This is a genomic window from Moraxella nasicaprae, from assembly GCF_025643275.1.
GTDB classification, from domain to species: Bacteria; Pseudomonadota; Gammaproteobacteria; order Pseudomonadales; family Moraxellaceae; genus Moraxella; species Moraxella nasicaprae.
The window spans coordinates 791,331-809,473 of the sequence record NZ_CP089977.1; the positions used below are offsets into that span (position 1 = coordinate 791,331).

The 18,143-nt window shown below is 42.7% G+C and carries 9 protein-coding genes; 6 read left to right on the forward strand and 3 right to left on the reverse strand.

Annotation, left to right across the window (positions count from 1 at the left end):
• Nucleotides 1–120: 120 nt before the first annotated feature.
• The 5 genes from LU297_RS03775 (at nucleotide 121) to LU297_RS03795 (ending at nucleotide 8,181) form a co-directional block, all read left to right on the forward strand.
• Complete coding sequence (locus LU297_RS03775; protein WP_263077083.1) at nucleotides 121–765, forward strand: sigma-70 family RNA polymerase sigma factor; 645 nt, start codon at nucleotides 121–123, stop codon at nucleotides 763–765.
• A gap of 38 nt (nucleotides 766–803) precedes the next feature.
• Complete coding sequence (locus LU297_RS03780; protein WP_263077084.1) at nucleotides 804–995, forward strand: zf-HC2 domain-containing protein; 192 nt, start codon at nucleotides 804–806, stop codon at nucleotides 993–995.
• Between the two features lie 89 nt (nucleotides 996–1,084).
• Complete coding sequence (locus LU297_RS03785; protein WP_263077085.1) at nucleotides 1,085–1,531, forward strand: glycosyltransferase family protein; 447 nt, start codon at nucleotides 1,085–1,087, stop codon at nucleotides 1,529–1,531.
• Entirely contained in the window at nucleotides 1,474–2,247 is a 774-nt protein-coding gene (locus tag LU297_RS03790) for a glycosyltransferase (RefSeq protein WP_263077086.1), read from the forward strand. Before LU297_RS03785 ends, LU297_RS03790 begins: the two co-directional genes overlap by 58 nt.
• A 147-nt stretch (nucleotides 2,248–2,394) precedes the next feature.
• Entirely contained in the window at nucleotides 2,395–8,181 is a 5,787-nt protein-coding gene (locus LU297_RS03795; RefSeq protein WP_263077087.1) for a S6 family peptidase, read from the forward strand.
• A gap of 761 nt (nucleotides 8,182–8,942) precedes the next feature.
• On the opposite strand, the gene LU297_RS03800 is transcribed toward LU297_RS03795, so the two are convergent.
• Nucleotides 8,943–14,252 (reverse strand): S6 family peptidase, encoded by a 5,310-nt coding sequence (locus LU297_RS03800; RefSeq protein ID WP_263077088.1) that lies wholly within the window; start codon nucleotides 14,250–14,252, stop codon nucleotides 8,943–8,945.
• 258 nt (nucleotides 14,253–14,510) lie between these two features.
• Between LU297_RS03800 and LU297_RS03805 the strand changes: the two genes are divergently transcribed.
• Nucleotides 14,511–15,977 (forward strand): porin family protein, encoded by a 1,467-nt coding sequence (locus LU297_RS03805; RefSeq protein WP_263077089.1) that lies wholly within the window; start codon nucleotides 14,511–14,513, stop codon nucleotides 15,975–15,977.
• Between the two features lie 78 nt (nucleotides 15,978–16,055).
• On the opposite strand, the gene LU297_RS03810 is transcribed toward LU297_RS03805, so the two are convergent.
• Together LU297_RS03810 and mqo are read right to left on the reverse strand one after the other, a co-directional pair.
• Nucleotides 16,056–16,331, reverse strand: a complete 276-nt coding sequence (locus LU297_RS03810; protein WP_263077090.1) for a hypothetical protein — start codon at nucleotides 16,329–16,331, stop codon at nucleotides 16,056–16,058.
• A 79-nt stretch (nucleotides 16,332–16,410) separates the two neighbouring features.
• Nucleotides 16,411–18,111 carry a malate dehydrogenase (quinone) gene (gene mqo / locus LU297_RS03815; RefSeq protein ID WP_263077091.1) on the reverse strand — a complete coding sequence of 567 codons (1,701 nt, stop codon included), beginning with the start codon at nucleotides 18,109–18,111 and terminating at the stop codon, nucleotides 16,411–16,413.
• Nucleotides 18,112–18,143 lie beyond the last annotated feature (32 nt).

Sequence of the window (18,143 nt, forward strand, 5' to 3'; positions counted from 1 at the left end):
GGTGAGCTTGTCGAACCGCCACTGTTTTCCTAGACTTCGACAAGCTCAGTCCGAACGGAAAACCTTAAAATCTATCTTTATTTAACAATACCTAAAAAATTTATCGGCTGATACCAAACAATGAATGATGATTATCAACAGTTTATTGCATTATTATTAAAAGAATGCCCAAAAAATAAGAATGGCGATGGTCATCATTCTATTGGCGATGTCTATTTGGCAAATTTGTATGAGCAATTATTAAAATTTGCCAAAAATCAATTGGACGATGATGAATTGGCAAAGGACTGCGTACAAGAATGTTTAATATCAGCGATGCAATACAGCAACAAATTTAAGGGCAATAGTGCCTTTAAAACTTGGGTATTTGCCATTTTAAAACACAAAATTGCCGATATGATTAAATCTAATCAGATTTATATCAAATTAAGTGAATTATCGGATAATGACGATATAGAACTTTTTGATATGGTGTTTGATAATGGCAAATGGCAGGGCGATTATACACCAAAAGCCTTTGATGAATCGTGGTGCAATCCAGAAATTCAAGCCCAAAATAAGGCATTTTGGCAGATATTGGAATATTGTTTGGAGCATTTGCCAGCCGAGCAAGCCAAAGTTTTTTTGATGAAAGAATATGTTGGGCTTGATAGTAAAGAAATATGCCAAGCCTTAACCATCAGTTCACAAAATTATTATGTCCTAATGCACAGAGCCAGACTTAATTTACAGACTTGTTTGACACGGCATTGGTTTGTAGAATAGGCTTGTAGAATAATTTTGTAGAATAATAAGGAACATCAATGAAAACTTGTCAAGAAATTAGCCAGCTTGCCAGTCGTGCTTGTGATGAAAAAATCAGCCTAATGGAAACGGTGGAATTAAAAGTGCATTTGATGATGTGCAAAAACTGTCGTCATTTCTATGACAACAACAAAATATTAAGCAAAATACTAAACGAACACAAAAACACAACCCCAAACGAACCAAAATAACTGCTCTTTATCCAAAAAATCCTTTATAATGACTTGATAAATTATCCCAAAGGACTTGATTTTGTCTGGCAAAAAAAATCATTACTTTTGTGCATAAAAGCCTCATTATCGGCGGTGCAGAAAGCATACTCATCAACTATCTAAAATTATTATCAAAACACGACCAGTATCAAGTCCGCTTAGTGCTGCAACAAAACCTGCCCCAAAATATCCACATTGAACAAATCCCTACCAACATACAAATTGATTTTTTGCTGAGCCCAAACGAAAGCCTACAACTGGCTGACTGCGATACCAAGCTAGATAGCGATGAATTTAAACAGCTAAGACAACTGCTGCAAGATCGAATGTATCACTACCTAAGCCATAATCCGCCAATGTGCATTGTCAATTTTAATACGCATTTTGATTTTTTCTTGGAAAAATACACGCTAAGCATTCCTATCATTCGCTGGGTTCACGGCTTATCACACCTAGAATGTGGTACGGCTCAACTCAATATTATCAAGCCATCTTACCAAAACACGCTTTGCTGATTGCCATCAATCAAGAAATGCAACGAATGATGCAATGGGTGCTGACCCAGCTTGATATTAAGATAAAAAATGGCTATCTCTACAATCCAATAGATATAGAATACATACAACAAAAATCCAATCAACAGCCAGACAGTCCTACTGATTTGGCATTGCTTCATCAGCCATTTTTATTACAGGTGGCACGGCTAGAATCAGGCAAAAACCATCAACAGCTTATCAATATTTTTGCCCAATTAAAACAACAAGGACTGCCCCATAAGCTATACATCATCGGCGATGGCGAACTGTATCACACGCTAAATCATCAAATTCAGACGCTGGGACTGGCAAAAGAATGCCTGTTGCTCGGCTCTTATACCAATCCTTACCCATTTATGAAACACGCTGATTTGTTTTTGCATACCTCCTTGCACGAAGGTTTGCCAACCGTACTCATAGAAAGTATGATTTGTGGTACGCCTGTGGTTGCAATGAAATGTCGCACTGGCGTTGCAGAAATTTTGGGCGATGGGCAATATGGTGCTTTGATTGAAGCTGGCAATCAGCAGGATTTCATTGACGCTACATCTGCCTTGCTCAACAACCCAAGCAAAATACAGCAATATCAAGAAAAACCGCCCCAAGCTGTGCAGCGATTTTCTTTTCAAAACATTGAGACAATGACGCTAAATATGTTTGATTATGTATTTGCAAAATTTGGGACAAATCGATAGCTATTTAATAAAATAGATTATTGTAATTAAAAATACTTATCATTGCTAAAATATTAGATTATTGATAAAATATTGATTAATTTCTATTGATTTTCCTACCAATTTTCATCATCAAAAACCGCTTTTCTTTTTTTGGGATTTTAACCAATGAAACACGCCTTTAAACGCTCCATTTTGGCGACCGCCATCGCCCTTTCTCTTGCTCCAAATCTACACGCCTCCATCGTGCGTGGCGATGTGGATTATCAGTATTTTCGTGATTTGGCAGAAAACAAAGGTAAGTTTTATGTTGGTGCAACCGACATTCCTGTCCTAAACAAATCAGGGCAAAATATCGGCACTTTCTTAAAAGTAACCCCAACCAAACAGGTTGAAATTGAAGTTGAACGCCCAGAACGCCCCGCTTTTGATGGCTTTAAATGTTTTGATGACCCAAATTTGCCAGGCTGTGACGCCTTCTTTAATGGCGAAGACCCAGAAGAATTTGATGACACGCCTCAATATCGCACCGAAGTTGGCGAGACCATCTCCATTCCGATGATTGACTTTTCGCCCATCACTCGCCAAACGGGCATTGCCACGCTGGTCAATCCTCAGTATGTCATCAGTGTAAACCACAATCAAGGCTATCGTGATGTGCAATTTGGCGACTCGTCCAGCGAAAAACCTGACGACCATCATTATAATTATGGTGTGGTTCGCCGCAACAACTACATGCCAGACCCAAGCAAACTAAAAAGCGATGTCGGCAAAGGTGATGAAGTTCGTGAACGCAACGACAATGGCGAGAAAACCATCTATGACGCTAACGGTCAAAAAACCAACCGTTGGGACTATCATGCTCCTCGTCTATCCAAGCTGGTTACTGAGGTTGTGCCTGCTAACGAAATCGAACGACCTGCCACACAAAATGCACACGAATACTATGATGAATTTAGTGATTCATTTATTTTCCCAATGTTTATCCGTGCAGGTTCTGGCAAACAAGCCATCGTCAATAACGAAAGCGATAGACTTAACAAAGGACGCATCGAAGTCGGTAACGGCCCTTTCTTGACAGGCGGTAGCGTTCTGCCTGTTACCAATGGCGACACCAGAGCCAATGCAGGTGCAAGCCGTATTTTGGTCGCCGCTTCTGACAAAACCAACGATGTATTCACCGACCATGGCTATGGTCCTTTGACGACTTTGGGCTTGCCTGGCGATAGTGGCTCAGCAATTTTTGGCTATGACACTCGCACCAAAAAATGGGTGGTCTTGGGCGTGTATAGCGACTACTTCTCCGAAAACTTTGTAGCAGGTGGCGATGTCTTTAAGTCCTACTGGAACTATCATCACCCGCATTATGTGCGTGCCTTAGAAAAAGAAAACAACGCAGGTACACTCAGTGCCAACGCAGCCACACTCATCTGGACGCCAGCTGGCAATACCAGTACCATCACAGGTGGCGATAAAACCCTATCAGTCGATTTGGCGGACACCAACAAACCAACCCTACAAGGGCATAATGGCAATACTGGGGATAATCCGTGGAATCCACAGCTACACCACGGCAAAACCTTCCACATCACAGGCGACAACAACACCCTAACCCTAACAGACAACATCAATCAAGGTGCTGGTGCGATCTATTTTCATGGCAATACCACAGTTACAGGTACCAAAGATGACATCACTTGGCTAGGTGCTGGTGTTGATATTGATGCAGGTAAAACGGTGACTTGGAAAATCAGTAATCCTGCTGGCGATAGATTATCAAAAATTGGACAAGGCACACTCACCATCAATGGCAAAGGAGAAAACAAAGGCTCCATCAGTGTGGGTGATGGTACAGTTATCCTAGACCAACAAGCTGACAGTAATAACAAAAAATCTGCATTCTCTGAATTAGGCATCGTCAGTGGCAGACCAACTGTCATTCTAAACTCATCAGACCAATTAGACCCCAACACCATCTACTTTGGCTATCGTGGTGGGCGATTGGATTTGAATGGGAATGACTTGACCTTCCGCCGTATCCAAAACAGTGATGAAGGTGCAATGGTGGTCAATCACAATGCCAGCAAAGGAGCGAACATCACGCTCACAGGTGTGGTTCGTCCTACCATTGACCAAATCAAACTGGGTACGATTACCAATCCAGCAGAAGTGTCTCGCAATCTGGATAAAGATATTTTGGTATTCCAACGCCCTATTCCTATTGGTGCACCAAAGAATTTTATTCGTCTAAAACAAGCAATGACGGTCAATCAAATCACCGCCCTTTTTAATCAGGGCAAAGTTTTTCTTGATTTTGACCGCTTAACAGGCTTGGTCAAGGAGAATGAATATTTTGAAGTACTGGGTACAGACGAAACAACCGCCAAGCAAAAAATCCTTGCCGAAAAAGTGAAAGCTGTTGAAGGCACGATTCAAGGCTTTAATGGTTACTTTGGTGAAATCGACCCAAATAAACATAATGGCAAACTCAATGTCACCATCAACACCACCGATGTGGCAAATGGCAAGCTCCTGCTCACAGGCGGTACGGTGCTAAATGGCAATCTTAGTGCAGCTGGTACTAGTGAAATTATCCTATCCGGTCGCCCCGTACCACACGCCTATGACAAAGTAGCCAACCAAGAAATCATCAAAGACAACGAATGGCTAAACCGCACCTTTAACGCCACCAACTTTGTTGCCAAAGACAATGCTAAGATTGAAGTTAGTCGTAATGTATCATCAGTAGATGGTAACTTTACTCTCACCGACAATGCTTCTGCTCACATTGGCTTTACCCAAGGTGTTTCACACGAATGTATCCGTTCTGACCGTACTGGTGTGGCAAATTGTTCTATCAGCCCGTTATCAGAGGCAGCACTAAATAGCTGGGATAGAACCAAAGTTGCAGGCGATGTTTCATTAGCAAACAATGCCAAATTTACCTTAGGTAGTAAAGCTGACCTAACAGGAGCCATGACTGGTACTGGCAACAGCCAAGTACAACTTGATGAAGGTTCTACTTGGACAATGACCAAAAACAGTCAGCTCAATGCACTGACGGTCAATAACGCCACCATCACCTTAAACAGCAATTATGCCAAAGGCAGTACCAATCAATACAACACATTAAGCGTCAATCAACTGTCAGGTCAAGCCAACTTTAACTACTTATCTGATGTAGCAGGCTTACAAAGCGATAAAGTCATCGCCAATACCGCCACAGGTACAGTTAAGCTTAATGTCAAAAACACTGGCAAAGAACCTAATCACGACCAAAAACTGGTACTACTGACCGCCAACAACCAAAATGATTTGTCCGTCAGTCTTGCCAATGCAGGTGGTACAGTTGATGCAGGTGCTTATCGCTATGAACTCATCAAAGATGGCAATGACTATGTTCTATATAACCCCATCATTGAACAAGAACTGGCAGAAAAAAGAAAGGCCGAAGAAGAAAAACGCTTAGCCGAAGAAAAAGCCCGTCAAGAAGAATTGGCAAGACAAAAAGCTGAAGAAGAAAGATTGGAAACCGAACGCTTAGCTCGTGAGCAAGCCGAAAAAGAAGCTGAACTTGCTCGTCAAAAAGCAGAGCAAGAACGCTTAGAAGCGGAGCGTCTGGCAAAACTTGAAGAAGAGAAGCGTTTAGCCGAAGAAGCTGAAAAAGCAAGACTTGCTCAACTTGAAAAAGAGCGTTTGGAAGCGGAAGAAAAAGCTCGTCAAGAACAACTTGCTCGTGAAGAAGCTGAACGCCTAGCTAAGATTGAAGAAGAAAAACGCTTAGAAGCAGAGCGTTTAGCCAAAGAAGCCGAAGAAAAACTCCTAGCAGAAGAAGCCGAAAAAGCAAGATTGGCTCAACTTGAAAAAGAGCGTTTAGAAGCTGAGGAAAAAGCTCGTCAAGAAGAATTGGCAAGACAAAAAGCAGAGCAAGAACGACTAGAAGCTGAACGCCTAGCCAAACTTGAAGAAGAAAAACGCTTAGAAGCAGAGCGTTTGGCTAAAGAGGCTGAAGAGAAACGCTTGGCTGAAGAAAAAGCTCATCAAGAACAACTTGCTCGTGAAGAAGCTGAACGCTTAGCTAAGATTGAAGAAGAAAAGCGTTTAGCAGAAGAAAAAGCCCGTCAAGAAGCTGAAGAAAAAGCCAAAGCTGAACAAGCAGAGCGTGAGCGTTTGGAAGCTGAACGCTTAGCTCGTGAACAAGCCGAAAAAGAAGCAGAACTTGCCCGTCAAAAAGCTGAGCAAGAACGACTAGAAGCCGAACGCTTAGTCAAACTTGAAGAAGAAAAACGCCTAGCAGAAGAAGCTGAAAAAGCAAGATTGGCTCAACTTGAAAAAGAGCGTTTAGAAGCAGAAGAAAAAGCTCGTCAAGAACAACTTGCTCGTGAAGAGGCTGAACGCCTAGCCAAACTTGAAGAGGAAAAACGCTTGGCGGAAGAAGCCAAACAAGCCGAACTTGCTCGTCAAAAAGCCGAGCAAGAACGCTTAGAGGCAGAGCGTTTGGCTAAAGAGGCTGAAGAGAAGCGTTTAGCAGAAGAAAAAGCCAAAGCTGAACAAGCAGAGCAAGAGCGTTTGGAAACTGAACAACTTGCCAAAGAAGCCGAAGAAGAAGCTCGTCAAGAAGAGCTGGCAAGACAAAAAGCGGAAGAAGAAAGATTGGAAGCTGAACGCCTAGCTCGTGAGCAAGCCGAAAAAGAAGCCGAACTTGCTCGTCAAAAAGCTGAGCAAGAGCGTTTGGAAGCCGAACAACTTGCCAAAGAAGCTGAGGAAAAACGCTTAGCAGAAGAAGCTGAAAAAGCAAGACTTGCTCAACTTGAAAAAGAGCGTCTAGAAGCCGAAGAAGAAGCTCGTCAAGAACAACTTGCTCGTGAAGAAGCTGAACGCCTAGCCAAACTTGAAGAAGAAAAGCGTTTGGCAGAAGAAAAAGCCAAAGCTGAACAAGCTGAGCGTGAGCGTTTGGAAGCTGAACGCCTAGCCAAACTTGAAGAAGAAAAGCGTTTGGCAGAAGAGAAGCGTCTAGCAGAAGAAAAAGCCAAAGCTGAACAAGAGCGTTTGGCAAAACTTGCTCAACAAAAACAAGCACAGCTCATCAGTCGTTATGCCAATACTGCCATCTCTGAAATCCAATCACAAACCTATGCCTTAATGGCATTGAGTGAACAAGCCACCAAACGATTGTTGGACAAACACACCAGACCAATCGAGGTATGGCTGGATAATCAATGGTCTGATGGTAAGTACAGTTCTGATTTGTATCGTGGCTATGAACAAGATACGCACTTGATGCAGTTTGGCATTGACAAACAGATTGGTGACAATCCAAATACTCGTGCTGGTGTGATTGTCTCTAAAATGAGTAGTGATACAGATTATAGCGAGGGCAATGCCAAAGGTCGTATCAATACCGCCACTTTCTATGGCAAGCACACCACCGATGACAACATCTTTGGTATTCTTGAATTGGGCGTGGGTCGTAACAATAATGAAATCAGTTTAGATGGTCAAAAAACCAGCCTGCAAAGAGATTTAAGCTACATTGGTGCTACCATCGGCAAAGAGTATCAAACTGACAGCATGACCATCACACCACATGTGGGTGCAAAAGCTTATCGCTATCAAGCAGCAAATTATACTTTAAATAATGCCAAAGTAGAGTCCAAAGCCAATCAACTCATCAATGCCTATGCAGGGGTAGAAATTGGCAAAACCATTGAACTTGGCAATACCATCATTCACCCAACATTTAGTAGTCGTATCCACAGCCGTCAGGCAGACTTTGACATCAAAATCAATGACCGTCAAGTCAAACAAGAACTTGGATATAGCCTAGACCATGAGCTTGGTCTAAAATATCAAGCCACCAATCATCTAAGTGCCACAACCAGCATTGGCTATCGTCATGGCAAAGAGATTGACAATCAAGTCTATGGCGGATTACAACTCAAATATCGTTGGTAATCTTAATGATAAAAAAACCACTCCTTTGGGGGTGGTTTTTTATCAGGCTATTTATATTGCAAAATCGATATGATAATTTTTGTTCAAACTTAGGTAAATGATTTGGCTTTAATTTAAATAGTTTAATCAATTTGGTGCAAAATGAGTTTTCTGTAAAGGCTTGCCCATATTTTTCTTTGACTTTATTTTATCAAACAGCAGAAAGTTTTATTTTGGTTGATTTTTGATAAACCCAAAGTTGATGACTTGGGATATATTATTTTGGATTGATGATGTTATAAAAAATCCTGCCATTTGATAAATTTACTTTTTATCATCTGATTTCTTCTTTGACCCACTGTATTGAATGAAGTGTGTTTAGCTAAATTTAGCAGGTATTATTGAGCCACTTGAATTATTTTGGGTAAAAAACCGCAAGCACTGATGCTAATTTAACTTAGTTTTATTCTGATTTCACGTCAATCATTAACACCAAACAATGAATTTGATTTTCCATCGATTGATTATTTACCGAATAAGAATTGATTAAATATCGTCAAACTGGCAATGCGTGATTTTATTCATCTAATTTTTATCATTGGTATTGACGGCAAAGGATTAAAGATGGTTTAGCCACATTGAAGTGGGCTTGGATTGATATGTTTGCCTGATTGTCTGTCGATACTTGATTTTAGATGGTAAATTTAATTTGCAGCCATTATATATCAATCTTTATTCCATAAAAAACCACCCCCAAAGGAGTGGTTTTTTTATCATTAAGATTACCAACGATATTTGAGTTGTAATCCGCCATAGACTTGATTGTCAATCTCTTTGCCATGACGATAGCCAATGCTGGTTGTGGCACTTAGATGATTGGTGGCTTGATATTTTAGACCAAGCTCATGGTCTAGGCTATATCCAAGTTCTTGTTTGACTTGACGGTCATTGATTTTGATGTCAAAGTCTGCCTGACGGCTGTGGATACGACTACTAAATGTTGGGTGAATGATGGTATTGCCAAGTTCAATGGTTTTGCCAATTTCTACCCCTGCATAGGCATTGATGAGTTGATTGGCTTTGGACTCTACTTTGGCATTATTTAAAGTATAATTTGCTGCTTGATAGCGATAAGCTTTTGCACCCACATGTGGTGTGATGGTCATGCTGTCAGTTTGATACTCTTTGCCGATGGTAGCACCAATGTAGCTTAAATCTCTTTGCAGGCTGGTTTTTTGACCATCTAAACTGATTTCATTATTGTTACGACCCACGCCCAATTCAAGAATACCAAAGATGTTGTCATCGGTGGTGTGCTTGCCATAGAAAGTGGCGGTATTGATACGACCTTTGGCATTGCCCTCGCTATAATCTGTATCACTACTCATTTTAGAGACAATCACACCAGCACGAGTATTTGGATTGTCACCAATCTGTTTGTCAATGCCAAACTGCATCAAGTGCGTATCTTGTTCATAGCCACGATACAAATCAGAACTGTACTTACCATCAGACCATTGATTATCCAGCCATACCTCGATTGGTCTGGTGTGTTTGTCCAACAATCGTTTGGTGGCTTGTTCACTCAATGCCATTAAGGCATAGGTTTGTGATTGGATTTCAGAGATGGCAGTATTGGCATAACGACTGATGAGCTGTGCTTGTTTTTGTTGAGCAAGTTTTGCCAAACGCTCTTGTTCAGCTTTGGCTTTTTCTTCTGCTAGACGCTTCTCTTCTGCCAAACGCTTTTCTTCTTCAAGTTTGGCTAGGCGTTCAGCTTCCAAACGCTCACGCTCAGCTTGTTCAGCTTTGGCTTTTTCTTCTGCCAAACGCTTTTCTTCTTCAAGTTTGGCTAGGCGTTCAGCTTCTTCACGAGCAAGTTGTTCTTGACGAGCTTCTTCTTCGGCTTCTAGACGCTCTTTTTCAAGTTGAGCAAGTCTTGCTTTTTCAGCTTCTTCTGCTAAGCGTTTTTCCTCAGCTTCTTTGGCAAGTTGTTCGGCTTCCAAACGCTCTTGCTCAGCTTTTTGACGAGCAAGTTCGGCTTCTTTTTCGGCTTGCTCACGAGCTAGGCGTTCAGCTTCCAATCTTTCTTCTTCCGCTTTTTGTCTTGCCAGCTCTTCTTGACGAGCTTCTTCTTCGGCTTCTTTGGCAAGTTGTTCAGTTTCCAAACGCTCTTGCTCTGCTTGTTCAGCTTTGGCTTTTTCTTCTGCTAAACGCTTCTCTTCAGCCTCTTTAGCCAAACGCTCTGCCTCTAAGCGTTCTTGCTCGGCTTTTTGACGAGCAAGTTCGGCTTGTTTGGCTTCTTCCGCCAAGCGTTTTTCCTCTTCAAGTTTGGCTAGGCGTTCAGCCTCTTCACGAGCAAGTTGTTCTTGACGAGCTTTTTCTTCTGCTTCTAAACGCTCTTTTTCAAGTTGAGCCAATCTTGCTTTTTCAGCTTCTTCTGCTAGGCGTTTTTCTTCTTCAAGTTTGACTAAGCGTTCGGCTTCTAGTCGTTCTTGCTCAGCTTTTTGACGGGCAAGTTCTGCTTCTTTTTCGGCTTGTTCACGAGCTAAGCGTTCAGCTTCCAAACGCTCACGCTCTGCTTGTTCAGCTTTGGCTTTTTCTTCAGCTTCTTGACGGGCTTTTTCTTCTGCTAAACGCTTTTCTTCTTCAATCTTAGCTAAGCGTTCAGCTTCTTCACGAGCAAGTTGTTCTTGATGAGCTTTTTCTTCAGCCAAGCGTTTCTCTTCAGCCTCTTTAGCCAAACGCTCTGCTTCTAAGCGTTTTTCTTCTTCAAGTTTGGCTAGGCGTTCAGCTTCTAGTCGTTCTTGCTCTGCTTTTTGTCTTGCCAATTCTTCTTGACGAGCTTTTTCCTCAGCTTCTAAACGCTCTTTTTCAAGTTGAGCCAATCTTGCTTTTTCGGCTTCTTCTGCTAGGAGTTTTTCTTCGGCTTCTTTGGCTAAACGCTCTGCTTCTAAGCGTTTTTCTTCTTCAATCTTAGCTAGGCGTTCAGCTTCTTCACGAGCAAGTTGTTCTTGACGAGCTTTTTCTTCCGCTTCCAAACGCTCTTTTTCAAGTTGAGCAAGTCTTGCTTTTTCAGCTTCTTCGGCTAAACGCTTCTCTTCTTCAAGTTTTGCCAGACGCTCCGCTTCTAAGCGTTCTTGCTCTGCTTTTTGACGAGCAAGTTCAGCTTCTTTTTCGGCTTGCTCACGAGCTAAGCGTTCGGTTTCCAATCTTTCTTCTTCAGCTTTTTGTCTTGCCAATTCTTCTTGACGGGCTTTTTCTTCGGCTAAGCGTTTTTCTTCTTCGGCCTTTCTTTTTTCTGCCAGTTCTTGTTCAATGATGGGGTTATATAGAACATAGTCATTGCCATCTTTGATGAGTTCATAGCGATAAGCACCTGCATCAACTGTACCACCTGCATTGGCAAGACTGACGGACAAATCATTTTGGTTGTTGGCGGTCAGTAGTACCAGTTTTTGGTCGTGATTAGGTTCTTTGCCAGTGTTTTTGACATTAAGCTTAACTGTACCTGTGGCGGTATTGGCGATGACTTTATCGCTTTGTAAGCCTGCTACATCAGATAAGTAGTTAAAGTTGGCTTGACCTGACAGTTGATTGACGCTTAATGTGTTGTATTGATTGGTACTGCCTTTGGCATAATTGCTGTTTAAGGTGATGGTGGCGTTATTGACCGTCAGTGCATTGAGCTGACTGTTTTTGGTCATTGTCCAAGTAGAACCTTCATCAAGTTGTACTTGGCTGTTGCCAGTACCAGTCATGGCTCCTGTTAGGTCAGCTTTACTACCTAAGGTAAATTTGGCATTGTTTGCTAATGAAACATCGCCTGCAACTTTGGTTCTATCCCAGCTATTTAGTGCTGCCTCTGATAACGGGCTGATAGAACAATTTGCCACACCAGTACGGTCAGAACGGATACATTCGTGTGAAACACCTTGGGTAAAGCCAATGTGAGCAGAAGCATTGTCGGTGAGAGTAAAGTTACCATCTACTGATGATACATTACGACTAACTTCAATCTTAGCATTGTCTTTGGCAACAAAGTTGGTGGCGTTAAAGGTGCGGTTTAGCCATTCGTTGTCTTTGATGATTTCTTGGTTGGCTACTTTGTCATAGGCGTGTGGTACGGGGCGACCGGATAGGATAATTTCACTAGTACCAGCTGCACTAAGATTGCCATTTAGCACCGTACCGCCTGTGAGCAGGAGCTTGCCATTTGCCACATCGGTGGTGTTGATGGTGACATTGAGTTTGCCATTATGTTTATTTGGGTCGATTTCACCAAAGTAACCATTATATGCATAGATTCGATTGGCAAGAGCTTGGTTTTTCTGTGCCACTACATATTTTTTGGCATCGTTTTGGTTCCAGCTGACAAATTTCCAAGCACCATTTTCCAAAACAAAATAAGCTCCTTGGCTGCGGAATAAATCAGCGTCCCAACCATCACCAAAATCCACCAGACGCACATCATCGATGGTGAATACATCGCCTGTGATGGTAACATTGGCTGAGCTGGTCATATTGTGATTGACGATTTTTGCCCCATCGTCCACATTTTGAATGCGTTTAAAGGTCAAATCATTCCCATTCAAATCCAATCGCCCACCACGATAGCCAAAGTAGATGGTGTTGGGGTCTAATTGGTCTGATGAGTTTAGAATGACAGTTGGTCTGCCACTGACGATGCCTAATTCAGAGAATGCAGATTTTTTGTTATTACTGTCAGCTTGTTGGTCTAGGATAACTGTACCATCACCCACACTGATGGAGCCTTTGTTTTCTCCTTTGCCATTGATGGTGAGTGTGCCTTGTCCAATTTTTGATAATCTATCGCCAGCAGGATTACTGATTTTCCAAGTCACCGTTTTACCTGCATCAATATCAACACCAGCACCTAGCCAAGTGATGTCATCTTTGGTACCTGTAACTGTGGTATTGCCATGAAAATAGATCGCACCAGCACCTTGATTGATGTTGTCTGTTAGGGTTAAGGTGTTGTTGTCGCCTGTGATGTGGAAGGTTTTGCCGTGGTGTAACGATGGAATGTGTGGCTTACCCGTCTTAGGGTCAGCCAAAAAAGTATCCGCCAAATCAACGGTCAAATAAGTCAATCCACCAGCAATGGTGCTGGTATTGACTCTGGTGAATCTTCTGTTTGGCACACTCCAAAGCAGCGTCTTATCCTCTGCCTGTATCACGCCTGCGTTATCTGATTTTTCTAATAATTCACCATATTCAGGATAATTAATAACCCCAACAACAACCTGATCATTGCCAGCCTGCGTGGTGGCAACATATACCCATTTTTGTAGGCGATTATCCCAAGCAAACAAACCAGAGCCACTGTCCCCAGGTTGTGCATGAGATGTCATGGGACTGTAAGCATCACCAAAAACATCACCCTCAAAACCAATCAGATTATGACTAACACTACTAACACCAGAAGTTGTGCCTCCAATCATATATTCATACGCTGCCGCAAGACGATTTTTTTCACTGATTGGCGAGGATACCGTATTTTGCACACCAGAACCTGCGCGCATAAACATAGGATAAATATCTTGATTGCGATAATTATCTAGATTTTTCTCCATTGACTGCTGAACTGGCACTACCTCTGTTACCAGCTTGTGCAAACGAGGCACATGATAATCATGATGAGTAAGTTTGGCGACTGCATGACTCCCATTCGGGTCATAGTCATTGCGTGCCACCAGTTGATAATCAAAATAATGACCATCAGGATTGTTGCTACTGGCATCGCCAAATTGTACCAAGCGGTAACCTTGATTGTGTGCCACGCTGGTCACATACTGAGGCTTGGTCAAGGTAACAAAACCCCCATCTCGATTGATGGAAGAAAAATCAATCATTGGAATGCCTTGGAGCATCGTGCCAATGTTGATGCCCTGTTTGTTCACAATATCGATATTGCTCGCCCCAGCATAAAACTCACCCTTATTTTCTGCCAAATCACGAAAATATTGATAATCAATATCATCTCGCACAGTCGACGCATGAGCGACATTGGATAAAATGGAAGTAATGACGACAGCCAGCACAGATGGCTTAAATAAGTAATGTTTCATGGGTACAATCCTCAGCGTTGGTCGTAGCCAAAACTGCTCTAATACAACAATCTTCTCTATGATTTATTATAGTTCGATGTCAAAAATTTTCAATGACTCCTTCCCCTATCTTATCCACATTACAACAATATGATACAAAACATTACGCAATCACCTTATTGACAATATATTTAATAATAAGTATCATTTACATTTTGTCATTTAGCTTGATTTTTTATCAAACTTGATTCGATTGATGGGTTTAGACAGGATTGTTGTATGCAGATATTTTTAAAGCGTGCTTTATGGACAACGATGGCATTCTTGGCGGTCAATATCCTCATGCCCAACGCCCACGCCAATGATGAAGAGATATTAAACAATCAAGACGACAGACGCTGGCAAAACAATCAAACCGCCACGCTCATTTCGCCACCGATAGACTCTTTTGACGCCCCAAGTCTGCCCATCAATAATGATGGCGTCGCCCAAGTTGATGAACAGATTTTGCTTGCCAATCCAGATTTATTGTCTCGTGCGATGCTGTCCGCCTTGATTTATAATAATCTTGAAGGCGTGGCGGTATTATTACCCATCTACCAAAAACAAACCGATGAGCTGATTGAAACACAGATGGTTGCTTGGGCAAAAGCAGTCTTGGCAACCAAAAATCAGGATTTTGCCGCCGCAAGCCAACTGTATCAGACGCTGCATGAACAATATCCCACCAATTCCCTATTTGGCATTCGCCTGATTCAAAGCCTCTTTGCCAATCGGCATTATGTTGAAGCCAAAACCCTGCTGGAACAACAGCCAGACTACATTCAGGCACAGCTGATTGATTACAAAAACGCCCTGCATGAACTTGGCAAGCCAACACTGCAAATCGGCGGTCATGTCATCATGGACAAAAACATCAACAACGCCCCAAAACAGACCGACTTAGGTGGTGGTTGGACAGCCAATGCCGCTCAATCAGCACATGGCGTTGCCCTAAATGTCAGCGTGGACAAAAAAATCCTACTGCCAGATGGACTGTCTTTGACACCCGCTCTAAGCCTTCAAAGCAAGCTATATCAAGACACCAAGCAGTATAACGAATTATTGGCACGGGCAGGGTTGTCGATGGGCAAGGCAAATCACAAAACCAGCCTTAGCATCACGCCTTTTTTTGAGCAAACCCACTATGCTGGCGGTCGAGCCGAACAGCACCAGCTCAAACATTTCTCCGATGTTATTGGCATAGGCATTGATGCCACCCAAAAAATCAGCCCAACAAGCCAGCTTGGCGTGTCTGCTGAAATCAGCAAAAACTATCACCAGACTCGCCCACATCTGGACGGACACAGCATCAGTATCAGCCCAAGTTTTGCCACTCGCCCTACTTGGCTGACGCATGGCTCATTAAGCCTTGTGGCGGATTATCAATACACCCACACCCAAGACAAAGACGACTCTTATTATCGCATGGGTCTGCGTGCATCGGCTCATCAGCAATGGCAACATTTGGGGTTGCGTGGTAGCATTGGCATTGCCCAAAGACGATACCTTGCCCCAATGCCCATCTTTAACCAAACCCAAATCAATGATGAATACACCGCAAGCCTAAGTCTGTGGCACAGAAAACTCGCTTATCAAAATTTGATGCCACGCCTGACTTGGCAATATCAAAAAACCGACAGTAGCGTCGCCCTATACAGCTATGATAAAAGCCGAGTCTTTGTGGAGCTAAGTCACGCTTTTTAAGCCATGACGACCATAGCATCAGATGTTGTGTCTTTTGGTATGCTAAACCATAAGACCGCCTACTGGCGATTGGATTGTCTATAATGCTCCGTACTGTTGCCAAGTGCCTGCTTGATTTTGTATGGATTTTTGGTGCGTGTGCGTTTGATAGGCACGCACCTGATGAACGGCAAGCATCATCAAAATCAATAACAGACCAAATATTTGCCAACCCTTAACACAAAATCTGCCGCCAACCATCAGCACCAAAGGCAACAACCATAACCAAAAACTTTGTCCAAATAGCCACAAATACAAGCCAAATAGTATCAAACCACCAGCAAAAATACGCATCAATTTTTGGGCAATCTTCATTTTTTGCTCCATCATTCAAAAACATAATAAAAAAATAAGGGGTCATCAAACCCCTTATTTCATTCATCAACGCCGATGCTTAGGCAGCAGGTTTTTGGGCTGCTGGTGCTGGCACGACCACTTCATCAGAAGTTTCATTGAGGCGTTTGATGTTCTCTTCATTGGCAGGTGTCGCAACTGGTGCGGCATTTTTTGGCGTATAAACCAATCCCAAAGTACGGCTGGTATCAGTACGCACACGGTCTAGCAATGCTGCATCTTTTGACAAATCCTCGCCATAAGATGGGATGATTTCTTTGATTTTGGCGTTCCACTTGCCAGCGACTTGCTCTGGGAATGATTTTTCAAGCAAGTTTAGCAAAATGTGCGGAGAAGTTGAAGCACCTGGCGATGCACCCAATAGGGCTGCCACTGTACCATCTTCTGAGGCAAAAATCTCAGTACCAAATTGCAATTTGGCAGGCTCATTCGGCAATTTTTTGATGATTTGCACACGCTGACCACCTTGGCTGGCCTTCCAATCTTCCAGCTTAGCATTTGGATAATATTTTTGCAGCTCTTTTAGGCGTTCTTCATCAGTCAGCATGACTTGGCTGACCAAATATTTGACCAAATCAGTATTTTCAAGACCAACCGCCGCCATTGGCAAAGCATTATCTTTGGTGGCTGATGCTAACAGGTCAGTTTGCGAACCATTTTTTAGGAACTTGTTCGAATAGGTCGCAAACGGTCCAAACAGGACATATTTTTTACCATCGATATAGCGAGTGTCGATGTGTGGTACTGACATTGGCGGTGCACCAAGCTCAGCCTTGCCATACACTTTGGCAGTATGTTGCTCAGTGATGGCAGGATTGTCTGTCATCAAGAATAGACCGCCCACAGGGAAGCCTGCATAGTATTTGCTTTCTGGTAAGTCGGTGTATTGTAGTAGTTTGATGGCTGCACCACCTGCACCAACGAACACAAACTTCGTCTTGGTATGTGAAGTCTGACCTGTTTTGGTGTCTTTGACGCTTACTGTCCAAGTTTTATCAGCATTACGACTGATGCCAACCACTTCTGAATTAACAGACAGCTTAAATTTATCACTCTTAGTCAAGCCATCAATCAGCTGAGTGGTGATTGCACCATAATTGACATCAGAGCCAATATCCATGCGAGTGGCGGCGACTTTTTGATTGGCATCACGACCTTGCATGACAAGCGGTGCCCAGCGTTCAATCTCTGCCTTATCTTCGGTATAAATCATGCCCTCAAACAGTGGAGATGCAATCATCGCCTGATGGCGTTTTTTTAGAAAATCCACTTCGTTTTCCCACACAAAGGCAATGTGTGGCACAGGATTGATGAAGCTTTTTGGCTCGCCCAATCTGCCTTGTTTGACTTGATATGCCCAAAATTGCTTGGCAACCTCAAACTGGCTGGCGATTTTTTCGGCACGCTCGATGCTAATTTTGCCATCATCGCCCACTGCCGTATAGTTCATCTCCATAAAGCCAGAATGCCCTGTGCCTGCGTTATGAAAACCATACGAGCTTTCTTGACCGACCGCATCAAGGCGTTCAAACATACGAATCTGCCAGTCAGGTTCAAGCTCACTCAAATAAGTGCCTAGCGTGGCACTCATGATGCCACCGCCAATCAACACCACATCAACCACAGGCTCCTCATCAAGCCCGCTCACTTGCTTGCTCGCCACAGGACGGAATAAATAAGCAAGTAAAATAATCAACAAAAGCAAAGCAAATGCGATTAAAAACTTTAAAAACTTTTTCATAAAACCAACTTTTATACAACTGTTTTTTGCTG